General features: G+C 53.8%; 17 protein-coding genes. 12 read left to right on the top strand and 5 right to left on the bottom strand.

Annotated features, from left to right (window positions below; genetic code table 11):
- The first annotated feature begins 4 nt into the window (after nucleotides 1-4).
- The gene (locus tag SE15_RS12105; protein ID WP_054522355.1) at nucleotides 5-1,687 is read left to right on the top strand and encodes a CapA family protein; all 1,683 of its coding nucleotides are present in this window, start codon (nucleotides 5-7) and stop codon (nucleotides 1,685-1,687) included.
- A gap of 30 nt (nucleotides 1,688-1,717) precedes the next feature.
- Nucleotides 1,718-2,368, top strand: coding sequence for a cyclase family protein (locus SE15_RS12110; RefSeq protein ID WP_054522356.1), 651 nt, complete (start codon nucleotides 1,718-1,720; stop codon nucleotides 2,366-2,368).
- Here the strand turns inward: SE15_RS12110 and SE15_RS12115 are convergent.
- Nucleotides 2,365-3,189 (bottom strand): LabA-like NYN domain-containing protein, encoded by an 825-nt coding sequence (locus tag SE15_RS12115; protein ID WP_054522357.1) that lies wholly within the window; start codon nucleotides 3,187-3,189, stop codon nucleotides 2,365-2,367. The genes SE15_RS12110 and SE15_RS12115 overlap by 4 nt on opposite strands.
- 221 nt (nucleotides 3,190-3,410) lie before the next feature.
- Between SE15_RS12115 and SE15_RS12120 the strand changes: the two genes are divergently transcribed.
- Nucleotides 3,411-4,334: an NBR1-Ig-like domain-containing protein gene (locus SE15_RS12120; RefSeq protein ID WP_054522358.1), complete on the top strand. Its 924-nt coding sequence runs from the start codon at nucleotides 3,411-3,413 to the stop codon at nucleotides 4,332-4,334.
- A gap of 38 nt (nucleotides 4,335-4,372) precedes the next feature.
- On the top strand, nucleotides 4,373-5,428 hold the full coding sequence (locus SE15_RS12125; RefSeq protein ID WP_054522359.1) for a bifunctional phosphoglucose/phosphomannose isomerase: 1,056 nt from the start codon (nucleotides 4,373-4,375) through the stop codon (nucleotides 5,426-5,428).
- Between the two features lie 68 nt (nucleotides 5,429-5,496).
- Here SE15_RS12125 and SE15_RS12130 read toward each other — a convergent pair whose 3' ends face one another.
- Entirely contained in the window at nucleotides 5,497-6,075 is a 579-nt protein-coding gene (locus SE15_RS12130) for a biotin transporter BioY (protein WP_054522360.1), read from the bottom strand.
- 103 nt (nucleotides 6,076-6,178) lie between these two features.
- Here SE15_RS12130 and cydD point away from each other — a divergent pair, with 103 nt between their 5' ends.
- Entirely contained in the window at nucleotides 6,179-7,936 is a 1,758-nt protein-coding gene (gene cydD, locus SE15_RS12135) for a thiol reductant ABC exporter subunit CydD (protein ID WP_054522361.1), read from the top strand.
- Complete coding sequence (gene cydC / locus SE15_RS12140; RefSeq protein ID WP_054522362.1) at nucleotides 7,933-9,681, top strand: thiol reductant ABC exporter subunit CydC; 1,749 nt, start codon at nucleotides 7,933-7,935, stop codon at nucleotides 9,679-9,681. The genes cydD and cydC overlap by 4 nt, the downstream gene beginning before the upstream one ends.
- A 23-nt stretch (nucleotides 9,682-9,704) precedes the next feature.
- Here the strand turns inward: cydC and SE15_RS12145 are convergent, their stop codons facing one another.
- The 3 genes from SE15_RS12145 to SE15_RS12155 all read right to left on the bottom strand — a co-directional run bounded on the left by SE15_RS12145 (nucleotide 9,705) and on the right by SE15_RS12155 (nucleotide 14,060).
- Nucleotides 9,705-11,060, bottom strand: a complete 1,356-nt coding sequence (locus SE15_RS12145) for a CpXC domain-containing protein (RefSeq protein WP_054522363.1) — start codon at nucleotides 11,058-11,060, stop codon at nucleotides 9,705-9,707.
- Nucleotides 11,061-11,139: 79 nt separating this feature from the next.
- Complete coding sequence (locus SE15_RS12150; RefSeq protein ID WP_054522364.1) at nucleotides 11,140-12,705, bottom strand: sensor histidine kinase; 1,566 nt, start codon at nucleotides 12,703-12,705, stop codon at nucleotides 11,140-11,142.
- Nucleotides 12,702-14,060, bottom strand: coding sequence for an acetyl ornithine aminotransferase family protein (locus SE15_RS12155; protein WP_054522365.1), 1,359 nt, complete (start codon nucleotides 14,058-14,060; stop codon nucleotides 12,702-12,704). Before SE15_RS12155 ends, SE15_RS12150 begins: the two co-directional genes overlap by 4 nt.
- A 360-nt stretch (nucleotides 14,061-14,420) precedes the next feature.
- On the opposite strand from SE15_RS12155, the gene SE15_RS12160 reads away from it, so the two are divergent.
- The 6 genes from SE15_RS12160 (at nucleotide 14,421) to SE15_RS12185 (ending at nucleotide 21,909) form a co-directional block, all read left to right on the top strand.
- Nucleotides 14,421-15,812, top strand: a complete 1,392-nt coding sequence (locus SE15_RS12160) for a gluconeogenesis factor YvcK family protein (protein WP_054522366.1) — start codon at nucleotides 14,421-14,423, stop codon at nucleotides 15,810-15,812.
- Nucleotides 15,813-15,848: 36 nt separating this feature from the next.
- Nucleotides 15,849-16,901, top strand: a complete 1,053-nt coding sequence (gene gap, locus SE15_RS12165) for a type I glyceraldehyde-3-phosphate dehydrogenase (RefSeq protein WP_054522367.1) — start codon at nucleotides 15,849-15,851, stop codon at nucleotides 16,899-16,901.
- 91 nt (nucleotides 16,902-16,992) lie between these two features.
- Nucleotides 16,993-18,168, top strand: coding sequence for a phosphoglycerate kinase (locus tag SE15_RS12170; RefSeq protein ID WP_054522368.1), 1,176 nt, complete (start codon nucleotides 16,993-16,995; stop codon nucleotides 18,166-18,168).
- 166 nt (nucleotides 18,169-18,334) lie between these two features.
- Nucleotides 18,335-18,610 carry a 30S ribosomal protein S20 gene (rpsT, locus tag SE15_RS12175; protein ID WP_054522369.1) on the top strand — a complete coding sequence of 92 codons (276 nt, stop codon included), beginning with the start codon at nucleotides 18,335-18,337 and terminating at the stop codon, nucleotides 18,608-18,610.
- A gap of 182 nt (nucleotides 18,611-18,792) precedes the next feature.
- On the top strand, nucleotides 18,793-20,550 hold the full coding sequence (gene argS, locus SE15_RS12180; RefSeq protein WP_054522370.1) for an arginine--tRNA ligase: 1,758 nt from the start codon (nucleotides 18,793-18,795) through the stop codon (nucleotides 20,548-20,550).
- Nucleotides 20,551-20,592: 42 nt separating this feature from the next.
- Nucleotides 20,593-21,909 carry a cyclic 2,3-diphosphoglycerate synthase gene (locus SE15_RS12185; protein WP_054522371.1) on the top strand — a complete coding sequence of 439 codons (1,317 nt, stop codon included), beginning with the start codon at nucleotides 20,593-20,595 and terminating at the stop codon, nucleotides 21,907-21,909.
- Nucleotides 21,910-21,961 lie beyond the last annotated feature (52 nt).

Raw genomic sequence — 21,961 nt, forward strand, 5'->3', positions numbered from 1 at the left:
CGGCATGCGACGCGCAATGATCTTTCTTCTTCTTCTCACAATCTTTCTTTATGGGTGTATGAGTATAGAGCAACCCTCACCCTCCGAGACCCAGGGTGGTGTGCTGCCTCCTGACAGCACACCTACCCCTTTCCAGCCTTTGGTCATGCTGCAGGAAACTAGCAGTCCTCCAACCACGGAATCGCCAGTGCACCTCTGGGTACCAGATTTCGTGCCCCAGGGATTACGCCAGCAGATCCCTCTTGAAGCCTTGGACATGGTGGCTTCAAAAACTGAGGCTAGTGTCTGGATGACCCTGGGACAGGCTGGGCAGGGGGTGCCATGGGTGTATGTGCTGGTGGCACCCTTCCCAACGATAAGTGATGAGGTGGCCTTCCAGGCGGTTGAGCGCGCCTGGCGTGGGGAGGAGGGCGAATTTGAGGGGCCAATTTTTGTCTCGCCAGAGACCTTTGAGGTCATGCAACAACTCCTGGGACCAGCCAATTTGGAGCATGTTCAAGTCGTAGATGGTGCCGTACTCCTTGGTACCGTTTGGGCGCAACGACCGGCATTTGCAATTGTGCCTTTTGAAGCCCTGGAGCCACGGTGGAAGGTGCTAAAAATTGATGGGCAATCACCGATAGACAAGCACTTTGATCCTCAGGCTTATCCCCTTACAGCCTGGTTTACCTGGGAGGGAAGTGAAGCCGGGATTTCCGAGATCAAGGCGCGACTTGAGGCCATGGGCAGCGAATTAAAGTCCAATCGCGAGGCGGATAAATTAACGGTTTTGGTGATGACGGGCGTTACGGCACTGGTGCGGGCTACGGCGGCTAAGATGGAGGAAAAGGGAATGACTTACCCCGCTCAGGACGTAGGGGGGCTTTTACAGGATGCTGATTTGACCCATATTAGCAACGAGGTGTCTTTCAGTCCCAAATGCCCTCCGCCCAATCCCAATCAGACGACGTTGATCTTTTGCAGTGACCCGAGGTATATCGAACTGCTTGATTACGTGGGTACGGATATTCTTGAATTGACGGGGAATCATGGGGTTGACTGGGGACGAGATGCTTTGCTCTATTCGCTGGATCTCTACCGTCAGCGTGGATGGGCGTTCTACGCTGCGGGCGAGAATGAGGCACAAGCCAAAGCCGCAGTGACATTAGAGCACAACGGCAATCGGTTTGCCTTTATCGGATGCAACCCGGCGGGCCCGGCTTTTATCTGGGCAACGCCGGATCTTCCTGGTGTGGCCAATTGCGACTATCCCTGGATGGAGTCCGAAATTCGCCGCTTGGCGGCAGAGGGATATCTGGTCATTGCCACGTTTCAATACTTCGAATCTTATCGTCCGGATGTTTTGCCCTATGAACAGCAGGATTTCCGCCGGCTGGCGGAGGCCGGTGCTGTGATTGTGAGCGGTAGTCAGGCCCATCATCCAATGGCAATGGAATTCTACAATGGGAGTTTTATCCACTATGGGTTGGGCAACCTTTTCTTTGATCAGATGCATGTGTATGTCAATGATCGTTTGATCGAGGGGACGCGTAAGGGATTTATTGACCAACATGTGTTCTATAAGGGGCGTCATATTAGCACGGTCCTGATCACCACAATGCTGGAGGATTACGCACGTCCTCGTTTCATGACTCCAGAGGAGCGAGCGGCTTTTCTGACCCAGATGTTCTCGGTTTCGGGATGGTAGTTCTTAGATTTTTAGGAAAAGGAGGAGACCATGCGTAAGATCTATGATATTTCATTGACAATTGGGCCTGAACTTCCCACCTGGCCCGGCGATCCCAGTGTTCACATTGAGCGTGTCAGCAAGATTGAGGAAGGGGCCAATGCCAATGTCTCTAAGGTGGAGATGGGATTGCATACAGGCACCCATCTAGATGCGCCGTATCATTTTTTAGCGGATGGCGCTCGTCTGGAAAGTCTCTCATTGGACGTGCTGATTGGACCTGCTCAGGTGGTGGAAGTACCGGAAACGATTGGGGAGATAACCGCCGAAGTGCTCACACGCCTCCCTCTGGCGGACGGAGCAAGGCGCGTATTATTCAAAACGCGCAATTCGCGCTTTTGGGCCCAGGGCGAGCGCGAGTTTCGCACTGATTTTGTGGGCATTACTCAGGACGGGGCTGAGTACCTGGTTGAGCGGGGTGTGCGCCTGGTGGGCATTGACTATCTATCCGTCGCACCTTACAAGCGCTCCCGCCCTACACATGAAGTGCTATTACGGGCGGGGGTGGTCATCGTTGAGGGAGTGGACCTCTCGCAAGTGGCACCCGGGCTTTATCAATTCATCTGTTTGCCGGTAAAGTTCCAGGGCGTAGAGGGTGGGCCTGCCCGGGCCATCCTGATTGAAGAATCCCCAGAGGATTAGAGACGACTGATCAGTTCAATGTTGATGGCCTGGAGGTTCTCGGTGCGCTCCGAGCGCGCCAGTTCAAATTCGAAGATGTAGTTCCGGGTGGGTAACTGGCCGGGGCGCACCCCCTCCGGTAGGCTTGAATCATGAAAGAAAACCGAGCCGTAGGGCGAATTGGGATTGCGGGTGTCGGTGAGCCAAAGATTGGGAGCAATGGTTTTGAGGTAGCGCATAAAGCCGTACCCCTGATCGCTGTGCCAGTAGCACCAGCCACGGACCCGTGAGCCAATCTCACCCCAGGGTGCCAAGTCGTTACGGGGTGAGGCGGTGGGAACCAGGTTGGGAATGAGGTAACCGGAGATAAAGAAATCTGCCTCGTGGCGCAACTTGCTCGAAACATTATCTAGGGCCACAACCTCGACCCGACAGCCCTTGTCTTGCAGGGCACGTACAACCTGGACAAAGTCACCATCGCCAGAGACCAGAAGCACGCGATCAAGGTTGACGGACTGGAGCAAAGCATCAACCGCCAATTCTAAATCGGCGTTGGCCTTGCCATAACGAACACCGTTCTCGTCTACGAACCAACTAATCTCTTTGACGATTACTTTGTAACCAAGGTCGCGCAGAGCGGAGTGAAAATTTTGTGTGCCTTTGCGGTAGGTTTCGTCGCGCTCGGCGCGCTCACGGTCATAACTTACATAGGCGTTTAATCGAACCAGTTCAGCGTCATCCCGGCAAGCAAATTCGCGCAGCACATCATATTGCAGACGTTGCCCCCCATTGAGATAGATGTTGGAAACATCCACATAAACTCCCACTTTTGCAAACGACATACAGTCCCTCTCTAATTTGGACAAATTGATTATACGTGCTCATTTTAACTCAACCTCCTGTACTTTCGGCTCTTGCCTGAGGCATTGAAATTGATACACTAGATGGGTGGGTAAGGTAAAATCGTAGGCGTATGCGTTGGGTAAGGTTTTCGGTTTTTGGGAGCATTATCGCATTGGGCATGATACTTGGGGGCGGATGCCAGGCCTGGGGAGGAGGGGGGATGCCCTTATCGGGTGTGGAAACGCCAGCAGGTGTCAACTCGCTTCCAAAGGTGACTGCGGAGTTATCTCTGACGAGTATTCCGAAGACTTCAGAAGCATCTCATGATCTTCTCCCTCTGAGCGAGACGGTACAAGCCCCCATCCCTGCCTTTCCCTGTGAACTGGCAGGCGCGGGTATCCCATTAGATGTAACCATTCCAGATGACACTCCTGTTCTACCTGGTCAGCGTTTTGTCAAAACTTGGCGGCTAGTTAATCTTGGGACTTGCGTTTGGGATGGGGCTTACAGCGTGGTGTGGGTTTCGGGAGATAATCTGGCCCCTTTGACCTCCTATCCGCTATTTAGCCAAGTGCCGCCGGGTGAGGCGGTGGATATCAGTATCGAGATGGTTGCTCCCCCATGGCAAGGGCGCTACACTAGTTACTGGATGCTACGGTCCCCTTCTGGTAAGTTGTTTGGACTGGGACCGGCAGGAAACGCCCCATTCTGGGTGCGTATTCAGGTCCCTGCAATTGCCACTCCCACCATTTTGCCCAGCCCAACCCCTTCACCTACTCTCGTTGCACCCATGCAAGGAAAGGTGCGTTTGACCACCCAACAAGGGGTTGATCTGGAAAGTGCTTCGGTGCAGTCGGATTCCTCTGCGGTGGATTTCTGGATTGACCACTCTGACGAGGGCTTGGTCATGATTCCCATGAACGGGGCACAGTGGGCTATTTACCCCGCTGCGGAGGCTCCGTCCTTTGCCCGTTGTCTGGAATTGGCAAGGGAGAACTCCCCCATCCCTCTTGAAGGGGAGGCTTTCTTCCCTTCTCTGTGCGTGCGTACAGGGAGCGGTAATCCGGCTAATCTCCAAGTTGGCCGGGTGGACCGGGTACAAAGTCAGGTTGAGTTGACTTACCTTCTCTGGATCATGCCTTGATCAAATCAGTTTTTAAACCCTATGTTATGGAGTTGTTTATGAATCTGGATGATATGGCTAAAATCAATCAACTGGATCGCTACAATATGCGGGAGGCCATTGAGCATCTTCCGGATCAACTTGCTCAGGCTTGGGAACAGGGTTTAAGCCTGCCCTTGAGGGTGAAACCGCCGATCCGCCAGGTGGTAATCGCGGGCATGGGAGGCTCGGCGATTGGGGCTGATTTGTTTATTGCCTATGGCGAACCCCTGCTCACTGTGCCTGTGGTGACCTGTCGCGAGTATCAGTTGCCGGCCTGGGCGCGTGGAGCAGAAACCCTTGTGATTGGGTCCTCGCATTCAGGGAATACGGAGGAAACGCTCTCAGCAGTCAAGCAAGCTGGCGAACGTGGATGCCAGGTGGTGGCAATCACAACCGGAGGAGAGCTGGCTGCCCTGGCTAGCGAAGCCGGATGGGATGTATGGCAGTTTGAGCATCATGGCCAGCCTCGTGCGGCCGTAGGATTTTCATTTGGCTTTTTGCTGGCCTTGTTTACCCGATTAGGGCTCCTACCCGACCCAACCCGTGATCTTAATGCCGCTCTTCGGGCCGTGCGCGAGCAGCAAGTCTCCCTTGGGGTGAATGTTCCCGTGGTTCACAACCCCGCTAAGCGTCTGGCTGGTCAACTCATAGGGCGTTGGGTTGTTGTGCTGGGCTCGGACGTGGCGGCACCGGTTGCGCGGCGCTGGAAGGGCCAGGTGAACGAATTGGCCAAAGCCTGGGCGCAATTCGAGATCTTACCTGAAGCCGATCACAATACGTTGGCTGGGATCGAAAATCCAGAAGCGCTTTTCGAAAAGATGATGGTGCTTTTCTTACGTACCCCCTCAGACCATCCGCGGAATCGCCTGCGCAATGAATTGACTTTACAGGCCTTCCTAACCGCAGGGATAAATGTGGATTTTGTACAGGGGAGGGGAGAAGGGCGCATGGCCCATCAATGGACGCTTCTCCACTTTGGTGATTATCTGGCCTACTACCTGGCCATGGCTTACGAGGTAGATCCAACCCCCGTGCAGGCCATTGAAGGCTTGAAAGCAGCCATGAAACAATAACCTAAAGGCACCTTAGGAGTTATTAGGTACACGGGAGAGTGCTTAGCACCCTCCCGTGTACTTTGGCATCACAAGTGCGAGTCGGCCACCTTGCGGGCTGTGGGCAGGAGCAGGACGGCAAGGAGTGCCTTGAGGGCATCGCCGGGTAAAAAGGGCAAGACCCCGCCCAGCCAGGCGCGCTCAAGCCCGATAAAGCGAGCCAATACTAAACTGCCTAATCCTAAGATGATCGTTTCGCCCACAATAAACATCAAGGCCACCCTTCCCATTGAGCGATCCCAACCTCTTTCAGCCAGCCAACCGATCACGTAGGCAGCCACCACAAAACCCAACAGATACCCTCCAGTTGGTCCAAACAGGTGAACCGAGCCTGCAGCGCCGCCGGCAAACACTGGTAAACCCATACTCCCCTCAAGCAGGTACAGCCCAAGGCTGAGCGCAGCCCGATGGCTGCCTAAGGTTGCACCGACCAGAAAAACGCCCAGGGTCTGACCAGTAATAGGAACCGGGGTGAATGGCAGAGGGATGCGTACTTGTGCCAGTGCGGCAACTAGGAGACTGCCCCCAAAAATCAACAGGGCATCTTGCAACCCGCGCTGGCGAACGCCGAGGCGGGCAGTTAAGGAGAGAGCGAGAGGACGATTCATGATTGAACCTCACCGTTGAGATGTAGGAAGCTTTTCTCGAGTAAGTTAACCCGGTAAGGACTTTAAGGATGTGCTCAGGAGGTGGTTTTATAATCAACATGCCATGCGTGAATTCAAGCGATTGTTCAAATGGGCCCGTTCAGAGGGGTGGGGGATAGCCCTGGTGGTGAGTACGGGGATGGGGATTGGGCTCTTAACTGTGCTGCAGGCTTACCTGATCGCTCAGATCGTGAATGCAGCATTTATGCAGCATCAGGGTTGGGCGGATCTGGATCGTCCCATGGTACTCCTGCTTGGAGTTATGGGGGCTCGGGCGGGGGCAGTTTGGAGCAATGAAGTTGCTGCCCAGCGGGTGGCCGTGCGGATTAAGGCCCGCTTACGCCGTGCCTTGTTGGAGGCAATGCTGCGAGCTGGCCCTGCCTACTTGAAGACCAGACGCATAGGCGATTTGATTGCCGCAGCCATGCAGGGGGTGGAGTCACTGGAGCCTTTCTTTGCCCATTATGTGCCCCAGGCCGTGCTGGCGGCTGGAGTGCCGCTCCTTGTATTGGCAGTGGTTTTTCCCCTGGATTGGCTGACCGGATTGGTGTTTTTGGTGACGGCCCCCTTGATCCCGCTTTTCATGATGCTCATTGGGCGAATGGCAGAACGGTTGACCCGCCGTCAGTGGCAGGCACTGCAACGTCTGAGCGAATACATTCTGGATACTTTACAAGGGCTGGTCAGTTTGAAGGCAATGGGACGGGTCAGGGAGCGTGAAACACATTTGGGGCGGGTCGCTGATGCTTACTACACTACCACCCTCACAGTGTTGCGGATGACATTTCTTTCAGCCCTGGCAATGGAATTGATCAGTACCCTAAGTACGGCACTGGTTGCAGTAGAGATTGGATTGCGTTTGCTCTATGGGCGTCTGGACTTTCTCCACGGCTTTTTCATTCTGCTGATTGCTCCCGAATTCTACCTGCCTTTGCGTATGCTGGGCCAGCGTTTCCATGCGGCGATGTCTGGGGTGAGTGCTGCCCAGACGATCTTTACACTGCTGGATGAGGCTGAGACTGCTTCAGCGTGGTCGCGTGTCTCACTCATGGAGGAAAAACCGGTTCAGTCCATAGTCTCTTTGGCACCTCCCCTGAGGATTCGGTTCGAGGATGTGGCGTTTACCTACCCGGGACGCCCAGATATGACGTTGCAGGATATCACGTTTGAGATTCAAAGGGGGCAGAAGGTGGCATTAATCGGCCCGAGCGGGGCCGGAAAAACCACCCTGGCCTATCTGCTGTTAGGCTTTTTACAGCCCAGCGGCGGACGGATCTTGGTAAATGATCATCCCCTGGCACAGATCCCTTTTGAGGAATGGCGGAAATTTATTGCCTGGGTTCCCCAAAATCCTTATGTGTTTCATGCCAATCTGGCCTGGAATGTTCGTATGGCCTGTCCGGAGGCTCCGGAAGAAGCCCTGAGGGTCGCTGGGCGGCGAGCATTTCTGGATGAGGTGCTTGCACACCATCCCCGTGCTTGGGACATGGTCGTGGGAGAACAGGGGGGTGGGTTAAGCGGGGGTGAAGCACAGCGCGTAGCGCTGGCACGCGCATTTCTGAAAGATGCACCGCTTCTGGTCATGGATGAGCCCACGGCTCATCTTGATCCGGATTTAGAGGTCCGTTTGGAACGGGTGATTCGTACTTTGTTGGAAGGACGCACCAGTTTGATCATTGCGCATCGTTTGACTACGATTCAGAATGCCGATTGGGTGTTGGTGCTGGAAGATGGGCGCATTGTCGAACAAGGCCCGCCAGCAGATCTTCTTGCACGCAAGGGCGCCTTCTACACCCATCTGGCTCAATGGAGGGCATTGTGAAGTTGATCTGGCGATTGGTGCAATTCTTGAAGCCCTACTCTGCTCACGTCGTCATCTCGATTTTGCTGGGGGTTGCTGCCATTGCCAGTAGCATTGGCTTGCTCGGAACGGCGGCCTATCTCATTGCTCGGGCTGCCCTGCATCCCTCGATAGCCGATCTGCACATCGCCATTGTGGGGGTGCGCTTTTTGGGCCTGGCGCGTAGCGTTATTCGGTATCTGGAACGCTGGGTTTCCCATGGGGTTAACTTGCGTTTGCTAGGAGAGTTGCAGCGCTGGCTTTATCGCACGCTGGTGCCCTTGCTACCTGCTCGAAAAACTGAATTGCCCACCGGTGATCTTCTTAATCGGGCTCTTGTTGATCTGGAGAATCTGGAGAACTTCTACGTGCGTTTTATTTCCCCCATCATCGTGATGGCGCTGACCACATTAGGGCTGACGTGGTTTAGTGGTGCCATTTTTTCCGGGTTCTGGCCCTGGGTAGCCATTGGCTTGCTGGGTGCTGGTGGGGTGATACCTCTGATGACGTATCGAATGACGCGGAAACCTGCCTTGAAACAGGTGGAGGTGAACGCTGGGTTGAGTATTCGGTTAGTCGAGTTTGTTCAGGGCATGGAAGATTACCTGCTCTTCGGGCAGGAGAGATCTATGCTCAAACAAATTGAGGATCTGGAGACTACTTATCATCGCGTTCAAATGCATCGTGCCTTGCGCGGTGGACTGGGGAATGGATTGGCCTCGTTGTGGGTGTGGTTTACCGTTTGGGGGGTGCTGGGAGTGGGCCTTGACCCGGTAGCACGGGAGGAACTCAATGGTGTGCTATGGGTTGCGTTGGTAGTTGGTGTGCTTGCCAGCCATGAAGCGGTAAGCGCGGTCATGCTAGGAGCACAGAATCTTCCTCTGGCATTGCACTCAGCGCATCGCTTGTTATCTCTGGAAACGCTGAAGCGACGGCAGATAGCTCCAACGCATTTGCACCTCGGGAAGGACGATTATCAGCCGGATATTTTGATACGCAACCTCTCGTTTCGTTACGCTCCCGATACCCCTCCTGTGCTGAGGGACATTAACCTGGATATCCCTTTGGGTCGTCGGATAGGCATAGTAGGGCCCAGCGGTGCGGGTAAATCCACCCTGGTCAATCTTTTCTTACGCTTCTGGGACTACGACGAAGGCGAAATTTTCATTGGTGGAGTCCCGCTGAGACTTTGGGATGAAGCATCACTACACCGGGTTTTGGCGGTGCTTGAACAACGACCGCATATTTTTAGTGACACCCTGCGCGGGAATCTGCGCCTCGCGGCGCCGGAGGCAACAGAGGACCAATTGTGGTGGGCGCTGGAACAGGTTGAATTGGCAGACTGGGCTCGGCGTTTGCCGGAAGGACTGAATACCTGGGTGGGTAACCTGGGGGCTCGCATGAGCGGCGGTGAGCGCCAGCGATTGGCCCTGGCTCGTTTGTTTCTGAGCAAAGCCTCTGTGATTATCCTGGATGAGCCGGGTGTTCATCTGGATCGTGCTCAAGAAGCGCGCATTCTTAACCGCTTAATGGCCTGGGTGGGAGAGCGCACGTTGATCTGGATTGCGCACTCCCCTCAAGGGTTGGATCAGGTGGATGAGATTGTGGTGCTGAATCGAGGAGAAATTGTGGAACGCGGCACACCCCACGCATTACGAGAGGGGAATGGGTTCTTCGGCCGGATGGTCAAACTGTCCAGTCGTGCTGCTGGTGACGTGGTGATCTGAAGGAACTGCCAGAAGTTAAAGGGTCATTGATTCAGGTTGGCCATCATGGTCATGCGCAGGGCAATGCGATTGATCTCGCGCAGGGCGCTGAGCAGTTCGGGGGGCTGGTTTTGTTTTTCACCCTGGGCGATGAGCCCACTCACCAATTGCAAAAACTCTTCTGTGACCAATTCGACTTTTTCCTGCATTTTCTTCTGACGTTCCTCGTAGGATGGGAGGCTGAGCAACTCTTCCAGGAAGGCCACTTCGGGGGGCGGGGCACTCAACTTTTCGAGATGGGCACGCATGCGTTGCAGTCGGGAGATGCGCTCTAAATCCGCGTTTTTACGGGCCTGCTCCAGTTCCTCGTCCAAGGCTTTGAAGAAAAACTCGTCAATGGCCTCCAGGCTTTCCTCGATGGCTTGCTCGATATTTTGGGCAGAAGCGATTTGTTGTACCAGGCGACGGCTCTGCTCGTATCGGCGTTGGAGTTGCTCATCAATCTGCCGTGAATACTCCAGCAGTTTTGTGCGCAGGGCTTCAAGACGCTCTTTTTCGGTGTTGTCCTGGGCGGCATCAATGCGTTCTGTGAGAATTTGGAAGAATTCATAATCCAATCCGTTGCGCACTAACCCAACCAGTGCGGTCAGGGCCGCCTCGCTGCGAGCATCAAGCATCAAATCAAGCAATTTTTCTCGTGTCAGGCCTTGACGACTTGCCTGCTGAAGTTTCTGCAAAATCTCCTGAACTTCCTGAGTTTGATTTTTGATCTCTTGACCCGTTTTGGTGTTATTGAGCGCCTCTTGCTGCAGGGAGGCCAGCACGCGTGCTGTTCGTTCATCGCCCTGTGCCAGCATTGCCTCGGTGATTTGGGAAAGCATAAGGAAGAAATCAGCGTCGATTAGTCCTTCTTCCTGCTGCATCAGGGCTTTGCGCTCCTCTGGGCTGACAGTGCCCACAAGGCGTTGGATCAAATCAAAACGTTTTTGCTGCTTTTCCAGCACCTCGCGCGTAATACCATCTGCCTCCAGAATGCGCTCAATAAGCGTTTGGAAGGTCAACATGGTCTGAGGGCGGAGCAGGTAGGCTTTACGCTTCTCTAACGGCAGGCGGTTGGTAATCTGATTGATTAGCGGGCCGATCAGGCGCTCTTGATCGTTGACCGAAAGGCCCAGTTCAGGTGGAAAATAAGTGAGCAGGAGTTCTTTCTCCGGGTCGTGATAGACCAGGGGAGCGCTGACCATACCATTAAAACCGCACGTTGGGCAGTGGATGACATTGACTTGCCCACTCAATAGCCGTTGCTTGACGGAGGGATCTACCGAAACATCCAGAAGTTGCTCCAGGTCGGCAATCACCGGGGATTTGCAGCGCGGACAAGAGGTCTGAACTTTGGGCATAGGATATGGATTCGCTTTCTTTTAAGGAATCAACAGGGGCATTATACCATGCTCACAACAGGATGACACGAAGGCCCGCTTATTGTGATTGCCGGGGTAACGAGAAGCAGATCCGAGCTCCTTGTTCGGTCCCCGAGTCCACCCAAATCTTCCCACCGTGGGCTTCTATGATCGCGCGACTCAGATATAACCCCAGGCCGGCTCCTTTGGTCTGGCGCATAACTTCAGGGGAGCGGTAAAAGCGATCGAAGATATGGGGGCGGTCAGAGGGCGCGATACCCGGTCCCTGATCGCTCACACATACAATTACCACGTCGGGCTGGACTCGGCCAGAGATGCGGATCTCGCCTTGCGGTGCATATTTGATTGCGTTGGAGATCAGGTTCGTCAAAACCTGCTGCAAGCGGTCTTCGTCGGCGAGGATAACGGGAAAATCGGTTGGGAAATCCACTACGATGGTATGGCGGCTGGTCTGAGTAGCCATGCGCTGTGAAACTCGTGAAGCCAATTCGGGTAGCCACACGTCAGCGCGTTTGAGGGTGAGGCCGCCAGCCTGTAAGCGCGATGCATCCAGTAAATTTTCGATTAGTGCTCCCAGACGGTCGGCTTCCTCTTCAATGATCGCCAGGCTCTCCTGGACAATTTCCGGGTCCCATTGAGCGTCCTCGCGGCGCAAGGTGCTAACGTAGCCTTTAATCAACGCCAGAGGGGTCTTTAGTTCATGGCTAATGATTGATATGAAGGTGCTCTTAAGTTCATCGGCTTCGCGAAAGCGGGTGATATCGCGAACAATGGCGATGATATTGAGGAGCTTGCCCTCGCTTAAAAGCGGCGCGTAGGTAATACCCACCGGGACGGTATTGCGAGGCCCTTGGCACTTAAGGTCGCCTTCCACATAGAGGTAAGCGTTTGGCATGAGCGGCCAGCCTCCGGCAACCGCCTGCTCTAGTGTCATGTCTTTTGGGGGGGAAGCCCAATTGACCACGGCTTCGTGAGGGTTACCCTGAATCTTTTCACGAGGTATTCCCAGAAGGCGTGCAAAGGCGGGATTGCAGCGTTCAACCTTTAAGTCGGGATTGAGGATGAGCACGCCATCTGCAACAGCGTCCAGGAGACCATCCAGGCGTTGTTTACTGCGGGCTAGTTGGGTGTAGAGCTGCGCGTTAGAAACTGCGATGGCCGCCTGATCGGCAAAGGAGGTGAGCAGGGCGCGGTCATTGGCTGAAAAGGCGGCCGGGTAAGAGCGAAAAATGAAAATCACCCCCAGCACGCGGTTACGGGCCACCAACGGCAAAACCACACCGTGAAGTAAGCCAAAACTGGCGGTAAGGGCCAATTCCCGCAAGCGGTGGTCAATCTCCAAAAGTTCGAAGTAATCCGGATCAGGAGATTCAGTGATCTCGTTCAGATACGGAGCCAGAAACTTAACAAAAGCTTCGGGAATTCCCTGAGCGACTGCCACTTTCCACGAGCCATCTTCCTCTCGGAGGGCAATTAGGCCAGCCTGCCCCGCCAGCATTTCAATGGTAATGCGCAAAATGCGCCCAAGCAAGACATCCAGATCTAATTCTTGAGTCAGGGCGCGCGTAATTTCTAAAAGATAGTCACGCTGGCGAATTCGAAAGTCGGGGAGCATGAAGCTCATAGACGAGCGTCTCCGGGGTGGGTAACTGGGTGCAGGAAAAGTTCGTCCTCTGCCTGTCCGATGGCAGCCTCTAGGATTGCTAACCCCTCTTCCATTTCGCTATAGGTGATGCACAAGGGTGGTGAGATGCGGATAGTACTGGTGCTACACCCCAGCACAATTAGCCCCCTTTCAAAGCACAGGTCTACCACTCGATCTCGCAGTATCTCATGGGGCTCTTTGGTATCACGATCACGTACAAATTCAACACCAATCATCAGCCCCAGACCGCGTACATCGCCAATGGAAGGGTGGCGTTCCATCATGTCACGCAGCCGCTTGAGAGCAAATTGACCCATGGTGGCAGCGTTTTGCATGTAACCGTTTTCGATCAGGTTAAGCGTAGCCAGTGCGGCGGCGCATGAAAGCGGATTGCCGCCGTAGGTGTTACCATGACTGCCTTTAGGCCAGGTTACCAGATGTTTACGGGCGGCCATGACCCCCAAGGGCATGCCAGATGCAATGCCTTTGGCAATACAAATCATATCGGGTTCTACGCCAAAATGCTGTATCCCCCACCACTTGCCGGTGCGTCCTACCCCGCTTTGTACTTCATCTACAATTAGAAGGATGCCATAGCGATCACATAAATCCCTCAAGGCGGGGAAGAAGCCGGGTGCTGGTACAACATACCCCCCTTCTCCCAAAACCGGTTCCACAATGATCCCGGCTACCGAGTCGGGAGGAACCAATTTAGCGAAGATCTCTTGCTCCAGATACCGTACAACCGTTTGACCATAGGGCTCGTCGGGAAGGGACTGGAGCACTGGCCGGTAAGGATTCGGGTAAGGCACATGGGTCACGCCTGGCATCAGCGGGAGGAAACCGCGGTGGTAAGCGGACTTGCTGGCGGTAAATGCAAGAGAGCCCATCGTTCGCCCGTGAAATCCTCCCAGAAAACCGATGAACTCTGTGCGGCCAGTGTAATACCGGGCTAACTTAATGGCGGTTTCAACGGCCCCTGTGCCCGAATTGGTCATGAAACAAATGGCATCTTCATCAAAGGGAACAATGCGGTTGATATATTCCGCCAGTTCAATCCATTTGGGATGGTAAAAGTCAGAGGAGATGTGAATAAATTTTTCGGCCTGCTCCTGGATTGCTTTGACCACCTGGGGGTGGCTGTGGCCAGTTGAAACCACTGCAATTCCGGCCGCAAAATCCAGAAAACGATGCCCATCCACATCCCAAACTTCAACCCCGCGCCCGTGGTCCATTACAAAGGGATGGCTGCGTGGGTAAGAAGGGGAGATGACGGCTCTATCTCTGGCGATGTACTGCTGGGCTTTGGGGCCGGGTAAATGGGTTAACCGCATAAGTGTGCCTCCTGGAAAGTTGGATTGGGTTGAATAAGTCCTTAGAGAAGATTTTAGGGGAGAGAATGAGAATGGGGTGAGTTATTTGTGTATCCCATCTTTTCTTACTTTGCAAACGTCGAATGGGACGTTCATGTAATCCAGTTAACCGGTTCACTTCTTAAAGATCCCCTAATGTGGAAGGCTAATGCGATGGAATGGGAGATTTTACAATGCGCTTGCCTTTCTCATTATAGCATGGGAAGCTCTGGGGTAGCCCAAATATATTGTGATAAATATCACAAACTGTGGTATAATTTGTTTATGCAAATCAGTATCCGCGTTGACGCGCAGACAAAAGGCGGTTATAAATAAAGTGATATGGGCAAGTTAATCTCTCATTCCGGACAATCCTGGCAGCGCCGCCTACGGTTGGCGCTGCGATGGCTTACTCCGGGTATTGGGGTTAAACGCTGGTTGCTAGTACTGCTGATTGGGACGACTTTTTTGGGAACTGGGGTGACCCTTTCGCTCCTGGATATCTACCGGGAGGCACCGGATACACCGTGGTTGCCATTGCTTTCTATTTTAGCCTTGCGTTTTCTTACCCGCCCTTTACGCATTGCGATCTTTGCTGGCATTGGCATGGGGCTGATCCTGTGGGGGGGGTGGGGGTTGAGCCGCTCGCTTTTACGGCCCTTTTTACGACCCGGCAAGCCCATTGTAGATGCAGTAACCGACTATCGGCGACGTGAGCGAGGACCTCGCATTGTAGCAATAGGAGGGGGAACGGGGCTTTCCACCCTCCTGCGAGGCTTGAAGGCTCACACCCATAATCTGACCGCCATTGTAACCGTGGCGGACGATGGGGGTTCCTCGGGCGAACTACGCCGCCATATGGGAGTGTTACCCCCCGGCGATATTCGCAACTGTTTGGCGGCTCTTTCAGATGATGAAGAACTTATCACTCAATTATTTCGCTATCGCTTCCCAGCAGGCGCAGGGCTTAATGGTCATAATTTGGGCAACCTCCTGATCACGGCCCTGGCGGATATTACGGGTTCGTTTGAGGAAGCTATTGCCGAATCGGGGCGGGTTCTGGCGGTGCGAGGGCGAGTGCTTCCCTCCACACTTCACGACGTGCGTTTGGTGGCCGAAGTCAAGGCTCCAGAAAAAGGGCGCACCCTGCGTGTTAGAGGAGAGAGTAACATTCCTAAGGTGGGGGGGCAGGTTGAACGAGTATGGTTGGAACCCAGTGCACCATTGGGGTATCCGCCCGCAGTGCAGGCCATTCTGAATGCTGATTTGATTTTGATTGGGCCAGGCAGTCTTTTCACCAGCATTTTGCCAAATTTGCTGGTGCCCGACATTGCAGCTGCTCTAAGAACAAGCCGGGCTCTGAAGTTCTATATCTGCAATGTGGCGACTCAGCGCGGGGAAACCGATACATTTACCTGCGCCGATCATGTGAAGGCCATTGAACGTCACTTGGGAGGACCGATCTTTGACCTGGTGATTTGTAATAGCCGAGAACCTCGCAATCTCCCCGAGGGAATTCGGGCGGTTTTGCCTTCGCCTGAGTTGGAAGAGCATTGCGCTGTTTACTGCGCGGATTTGGTGGATGATGAGCAACCCTGGCGGCATCACGCTGTCCGGTTGGCTCAGGTGATTATGGACCTGTATTACGAACGAACGGGTCCGCTGTCTGGACGTGAGGATACCCTTCCCCGTGAAAGCACACTGAACGTGTACGCGGAAAAGGGAAGGAACTGAAACCCATTCTAACGATTTCATATACGGAGGTGCACAATGGTAGTCAAAGTTGGTATCAATGGTTTTGGTCGCATCGGCCGCCTAGTTCTCAAGGCTATCCTTGAGCGTTACCCCAATGATCTGGAAGTCGTGGCGGTCAATGACCTGTTTGATGCGAAGCAGAATGCGCATCTGTTCAAATTTGACTCCACCTATGGGATTTATCCCGGTAGTGTGGAGGTCGTAGATGGTGACATCGTCATTGACGGCCGCCGTATCAAGGTTTTTGCTGAGAAGGATCCGGGTAATCTGCCCTGGAAGGATCTGGGTGTAGATATTGTCATTGAATCCACTGGGGTATTCACGGATGCCCTGGGCGATCCGGCAAAGGGCAAGCCCGGAGCGCGGGTACACATCGAGAAAGGCGGTGCCAAGAAGGTCATCATCAGCGCGCCTGCAAAAAACGAAGATATCACTATTGTGTTGGGTGTGAATGAGAACATGTACGACCCAGCCAAGCATCATGTGGTTTCGAACGCTTCTTGCACCACCAACTGTCTGGCCCCTGCGGCGAAAGTTGTTCATGATCACTTCAAGATCTTGAATGCGGTCATGGTGACCATTCACTCCTACACCAACGATCAGGTCATCTTGGATCAGGGGCATAAGAAAGAGATGCGTCGCTCGCGCTCGGCGGGCCTGAATATTATCCCCACGACCACTGGGGCGGCCAAGGCTGTGGCGCTGGTCATCCCTGAGTTGAAGGGGAAGTTCGATGGGTATGCTTTGCGCGTGCCCACTCCTACGGTTTCTATCGTGGATTTTGTGGCGACGGTTGAGAAAACCACTACCAAGGAGGAATTGAACCAGGTCTTCATTGATGCGGCCAATGGTCCGCTTAAGGGCATTCTGGGTGTGACCAATGGCGGATACAACGAGCCGCTTGTTTCTATGGATTTCAAGGGCGACTCGCGCTCTTCCATCATTGATCTGCCCTCGAACATGGTCATGGGCGGAAACCTGGTGAAAGTGGTGGCCTGGTACGACAATGAGTGGGGGTATTCCTGCCGCACTGCCGACCTGGCTGCTTTGATGGCAAAGTCACTCTGATCAGCCAGCCTGGATAACTAGCCTGGTCATGTGCAGCCTCGGAAATTGCCCGGCTGTGCATGACCAGGCCCAAATAATTAGGGAGGGTCTCATGTTCAATAAGAAAACCGTCCGGGATATTGACGTAAAAGGCAAACGTGTCTTTGTGCGCGTGGATTTTAATGTACCGATCAAAGATGGCGTAGTTGCAGATGATACACGCATTCGGGCAGCGCTGCCCACCATTCAGTATCTGCTTGACCAGGGTGCCGCGGTAATTCTGGCTTCCCATCTAGGGCGTCCTAAAGGTGGTCCAGATCCCAAGTACTCGCTCAAGCCAGTGGCTGAGTATCTTGGCCAGTTGCTCGGTAAACCGGTCAAGTTTGCCGAGGATTGCATTGGCCCAGTCGCCGAAGAGGCGGCAAAGGCACTGAAACCCGGGGAAGTGCTGCTATTGGAGAACACCCGTTTTCATCCGGAAGAAGAAAAGAACGATCCTGAGATGGCTAAGGCGCTAGCCGCATTGGCGGAGGTGTATGTCAATGACGCTTTTGGTTCTGCCCATCGCGCCCATGCCTCAACCGAGGGAATTGCGCATTATTTGCCCGCCGTGGCTGGTTTCTTGATGGAAAAGGAAATCAAATATCTTGGCGAGGCCATTGAGAATCCCAAGCGCCCGTTTGTGGCAATTCTGGGTGGAGCGAAGATCAGCGATAAGATTGGGGTCATCCGCAACTTGCTTAAGAAAGCGGATGCCATTCTCATCGGCGGCGGTATGGCCAATACGTTCTTCAAGGCCAAAGGCATTCCGATGGGAGACTCGCTGGTTGAGGATGAGGCATTGGATACGGCTAAAGAACTTCTGAGCGAGGGCGGTGAGCGTTTGCATTTGCCCGTTGATGTGGTCATTGCGGATCGCTTTGATGCCGAAGCCGAGTCCAAGGTGATCCCGGTTGGTCCCGTACCCGAGGGCTGGCGTGTGCTGGATATTGGGCCGCAGACTGTGGAGGCGTACGCCAAGGTGATTGCAGGGGCAGGCACAGTGGTGTGGAACGGCCCTATGGGTGTGTTTGAGTTCCCGAAGTTCGCCCAAGGCACCTTTGGAATTGCCCGCGCGGTTGCCGAAAGCGGCGCGGTGAGCATCATTGGTGGGGGTGAATCGGTGCAGGCCATTAACCAATCTGGCCTGGCAGACAAAATCACGCACATCTCAACCGGCGGTGGGGCATCTCTGGAGATGCTGGAAGGGCTAGTACTGCCCGGTGTGGCCGCGCTATTGGATAAGTAGGATTATCGAAGGATCCCCGACCCCGGATCCCTGAAAGTCCGGGGTCGGCGCATTTATTAGGGCCAGAATCGGGGCCCTTTTGAGGCATTTTCACAAAATTCCTGGACGGATTGAGCATATTCTGGTAAAATCCGCTTCCGAAAGTTAAACAGATGGAGGATGGGCTTTGGCTAACATCAAGTCTCAAATCAAACGCAACCGGCAAAACGAGAAGCGACGACTGCGCAACCGGGTTTATCGCGGGGCAGCGCGTACCTTTATCCGCAAGGCGAACGCAGCGATTGAGAGCGGTAATCTCGATGAAGCCCGTGCGGCGGTTCTTCGTGCCCAAAAGGCCCTCGATAAAGCTGCCGAAAAGGGGATCATCCATAAAAATAACGCTGCGCGCCGCAAGAGCCGCTTGATGAAGCGCTTTGCCTCCTTGTTGAGCAAGGCCGCCTGATCGAGTATTCTTTACTTGGACCCTTCGCGTGAGCGGGAGAATTCTCTCCCGCTCACTTTGTGTTGTTTGTTCGTTGCCTCCAAGATGTCAAGGCGAGGCTCTATGTTATAATCGGTCTGCCCGTCATTGGGAACATGAATGATCATGAGAATCAATACCCTGCACTACGAGGGATAGGTTGCATGTTTGAGCGCGAACAGCAAATCGTAGAGGTAAAGATCCGCCAGTATTGTCAGCAAAATGGATTGCCCGAGCCGCAGATCCAGTGGAAATGGATTCCCTTTGCTGGTCATTGGGGGATTTCAACTTCATTTTTCCAACTGGCTGCCCAAGAGGCACGGCAGGGGAAGCCGATCAAAGTCAATCAACGAGCGCAGGAATTGGCTACCGAGGTGGCGCAGTTTTTAGGAGAGATTGAGGGCTTTGCGCGGATCGAAGCGGTTAATGGCTATCTCAACCTTTATTTCTCCCCGGAAAGCTATGCACAACGTGTCGTGGATACGGTGCTTACGCAACAACGCGGCTTTGGCCGGGCGGCTCCGCGGGGCGAGAAGGTCATGGTGGAATTTTCGCAGCCCAACACCCATAAGGCTTTTCATGTGGGGCATTTGCGAAACGTGATTCTGGGTGCTGCGATTTCGAATATCCTGGAATACGCCGGATATGAGGTGATCCGGGCGAATTACATCGGCGACATTGGTCTGCATGTGATTAAGTGGCTCTGGAATTATATGACCTATCATGCGGGCGAAGAACCAGGGGAGGATAAGACCCGTTGGATGGGGGATTTGTACGCTGAGGCCGATCGTCGCTTTGAAGAAGACCCTTCCGTGGAACCTCAGGTGCGGGCGCTTTTTGCTCGCTGGCATCAGCGCGACCCGGAAATCCTGGCTCTTTGGCAGCGGACGCGTCAGTGGTCACTGGAAGGATTTGATCAGATTTATGCCCTACTGGGGGTCCATTTTGACCGCGTTTATTTCGAGAGCGAGGTTGAAGAGCCAGGCATTCGTTTGGTTGAGGACTTGATCCGGCGTGGCATTGCTCGCGATGAGCGCCCGGAGGGGCCAGTGGTGGTGCCCTTGGATGAGATTCTGGGCACAAAAGATAAGTATCGTACGCTGGTTGTCCTGCGTTCGGATGGTACCTCGCTTTATGCGACCAAGGATCTGGCGTTGGCGATTCTAAAATTCCAGGAATATGATTTGGATCGCTCAATTTACGTCATTGATGTTCGTCAGAGCCTTTATTTACAACAGATTTTTAAGACCCTCGAATTAATGGGGTACGCTTGGGCCAGTAAGTGCTACCATCTAGCATATGAAATTGTTAATCTGCCAGGCAATGTGACCATGTCCTCACGTGAGGGCACAGTTGTGTTACTGGAGGACCTGGTGCGTGAAGCCACCCGTCGGGCTCTGGAAATCGTTCAAATGAAAAATCCGGAGTTGCCGCTTGAGAAACAACATGCTATTGCTCAGGCAGTTGCGCTTGGAGCAATCAAGTATTCTATGCTTTCACGCGACAACACAAAAATTGTGACCTTCGACTGGGAAAGTGCGCTCGATATCAATGGACAGGCAGCCCCTTATATTCAGTACGCCTACGTTCGGGCTGGGAGCATTCTGCGAAAGGTAGGTTTTGAACTTCCTGCCCCTGTGCTTCCCTCTCATGAGTTGACCACGCCGGAGATTGAATTGGTGGATCTGATCTCCCGGTTACCGGGTGAAATCCAGCGGGCAGCCACGGAATTCCGTCCTCTGCTGATTGCCAACCTTGTTTACGAAATGGCGCGCGTTTTCAATGACTTTTATACTCAGTGCCCGGTATTGCAGGCGGAGGCAGAAGTGCGCCAATTCCGGCTCAGGCTGGTGGCGGCTGCACGCCAGGCACTTGAGGTTGGTCTGGCTTTGCTTGGGATTAACGCCCCAGAGGCGATGTAATCCGGTTTTTAAAATCCAACACCCAGGAGGATTTAACAACCTATGGCCATTCGAACCATCATCATGGGCGCCGCAGGTCGTGATTTTCACAATTTCAACGTGTTTTTCCGCAACAACCCAGCGTACCAGGTCGTGGCGTTCACGGCAACCCAGATCCCCAATATCGAGGGACGGCGTTATCCTCCGCAACTGGCCGGTCCTTTGTACCCCGAAGGCATCCCAATTTATCCGGAGAGTGAGCTGGAGCACCTGATTAAGACCTTGGGCGTGGATCAGGTGGTGTTTGCATACAGCGATGTCTCGCATGAGTATGTGATGCATAAGGCTTCTCTGGTGATGGCCGCCGGGGCGGATTTTCGTCTGATGGGGCCAGGAAGCACACAGTTAAAATCCAGCAAGCCAGTGGTTGCTGTTTGTGCGGTGCGCACAGGCTCGGGGAAAAGCCAGACCAGTCGCCGTGTCGCCAAAATATTACGTGAGATGGGGCTGCGGGTAGCGGCAATTCGACACCCCATGCCCTATGGTGATCTGGTGCGTCAGGAAGCCCAGCGTTTTGCCAGTTATGAGGATCTGGACCGCTACGAGTGCACCATTGAAGAGCGGGAAGAGTATGAGCCGCACCTGGATAATGGGGTTATTGTTTATGCGGGGGTTGATTACGAGAAGATCTTGCGCCAGGCAGAAGCCGAGGTGGATGTCATCCTGTGGGATGGTGGTAATAATGATTTTTCGTTCTATCAGGAGGATCTGCGCATCGTGGTTGCCGATCCTCACCGCCCAGGTCATGAACAGCGCTACCACCCAGGTGAGACCAATGTGCGTCGGGCAGATGTGTTTGTGATCAACAAAGTAGATACGGCGAACCCCGAAGCCGTCTTACAAGTGCGCGAGAGCCTCCAAACGCTCAACCCGAATGCTGTCATTATTGAAGCAGCTTCGCCTATTTTTGTAGATGATCCGCGGGCAATTCGGGGTAAACGTGTGTTGGTTATCGAGGATGGTCCCACTCTAACCCACGGCGAAATGGCCTACGGGGCTGGCTGGGTGGCTGCCCGGCGCTTTGGTGCGGCTGAGATTGTGGATCCGCGCCCGTATGCGGTGGGTTCAATTGCCGAAACGTATCGAAAATATGCCCAGACGGGTCCTATTCTGCCAGCAATGGGCTATGGTGAGACCCAGATGCGAGAGTTGGAAGAGACCATTAATCGGGCAGAGGTGGACTTGGTCATCTCGGCCACACCTATTGATATTACCCGTGTGATCAAAATCAACAAGCCAGTGCAACGGGTGCGTTATGAGCTCCAAGAGATTGGCCAACCCACTCTGGAGGACATTCTGAAAGAAAAACTGGGAAAATAGATTGAGAAAGGTGAGGGGAGTGGGAAGGGACTTTGCTCCTTTCCCACTCCAG

It is taken from the genome of Thermanaerothrix daxensis, assembly GCF_001306145.1.
Taxonomy (GTDB): Bacteria; Chloroflexota; Anaerolineae; order Anaerolineales; family Anaerolineaceae; genus Thermanaerothrix; species Thermanaerothrix daxensis.

What these genes read in the sequence shown, in the direction of transcription:
- SE15_RS12105 (WP_054522355.1), top strand. Translation starts at nt 5, where the DNA reads ATGCGACGCGCAATGATCTTTCTTCTTCTTCTCACAATCTTTCTTTAT.
- SE15_RS12110 (WP_054522356.1), top strand. Translation starts at nt 1,718, where the DNA reads ATGCGTAAGATCTATGATATTTCATTGACAATTGGGCCTGAACTTCCC.
- SE15_RS12115 (WP_054522357.1), bottom strand. Translation starts at nt 3,189, where the DNA reads ATGTCGTTTGCAAAAGTGGGAGTTTATGTGGATGTTTCCAACATCTAT.
- SE15_RS12120 (WP_054522358.1), top strand. Translation starts at nt 3,411, where the DNA reads ATGCCCTTATCGGGTGTGGAAACGCCAGCAGGTGTCAACTCGCTTCCA.
- SE15_RS12125 (WP_054522359.1), top strand. Translation starts at nt 4,373, where the DNA reads ATGAATCTGGATGATATGGCTAAAATCAATCAACTGGATCGCTACAAT.
- SE15_RS12130 (WP_054522360.1), bottom strand. Translation starts at nt 6,075, where the DNA reads ATGAATCGTCCTCTCGCTCTCTCCTTAACTGCCCGCCTCGGCGTTCGC.
- cydD (WP_054522361.1), top strand. Translation starts at nt 6,179, where the DNA reads ATGCGTGAATTCAAGCGATTGTTCAAATGGGCCCGTTCAGAGGGGTGG.
- SE15_RS12145 (WP_054522363.1), bottom strand. Translation starts at nt 11,060, where the DNA reads ATGCCCAAAGTTCAGACCTCTTGTCCGCGCTGCAAATCCCCGGTGATT.
- SE15_RS12150 (WP_054522364.1), bottom strand. Translation starts at nt 12,705, where the DNA reads ATGAGCTTCATGCTCCCCGACTTTCGAATTCGCCAGCGTGACTATCTT.
- SE15_RS12155 (WP_054522365.1), bottom strand. Translation starts at nt 14,060, where the DNA reads ATGCGGTTAACCCATTTACCCGGCCCCAAAGCCCAGCAGTACATCGCC.
- SE15_RS12160 (WP_054522366.1), top strand. Translation starts at nt 14,421, where the DNA reads ATGGGCAAGTTAATCTCTCATTCCGGACAATCCTGGCAGCGCCGCCTA.
- gap (WP_054522367.1), top strand. Translation starts at nt 15,849, where the DNA reads ATGGTAGTCAAAGTTGGTATCAATGGTTTTGGTCGCATCGGCCGCCTA.
- SE15_RS12170 (WP_054522368.1), top strand. Translation starts at nt 16,993, where the DNA reads ATGTTCAATAAGAAAACCGTCCGGGATATTGACGTAAAAGGCAAACGT.
- argS (WP_054522370.1), top strand. Translation starts at nt 18,793, where the DNA reads ATGTTTGAGCGCGAACAGCAAATCGTAGAGGTAAAGATCCGCCAGTAT.
- SE15_RS12185 (WP_054522371.1), top strand. Translation starts at nt 20,593, where the DNA reads ATGGCCATTCGAACCATCATCATGGGCGCCGCAGGTCGTGATTTTCAC.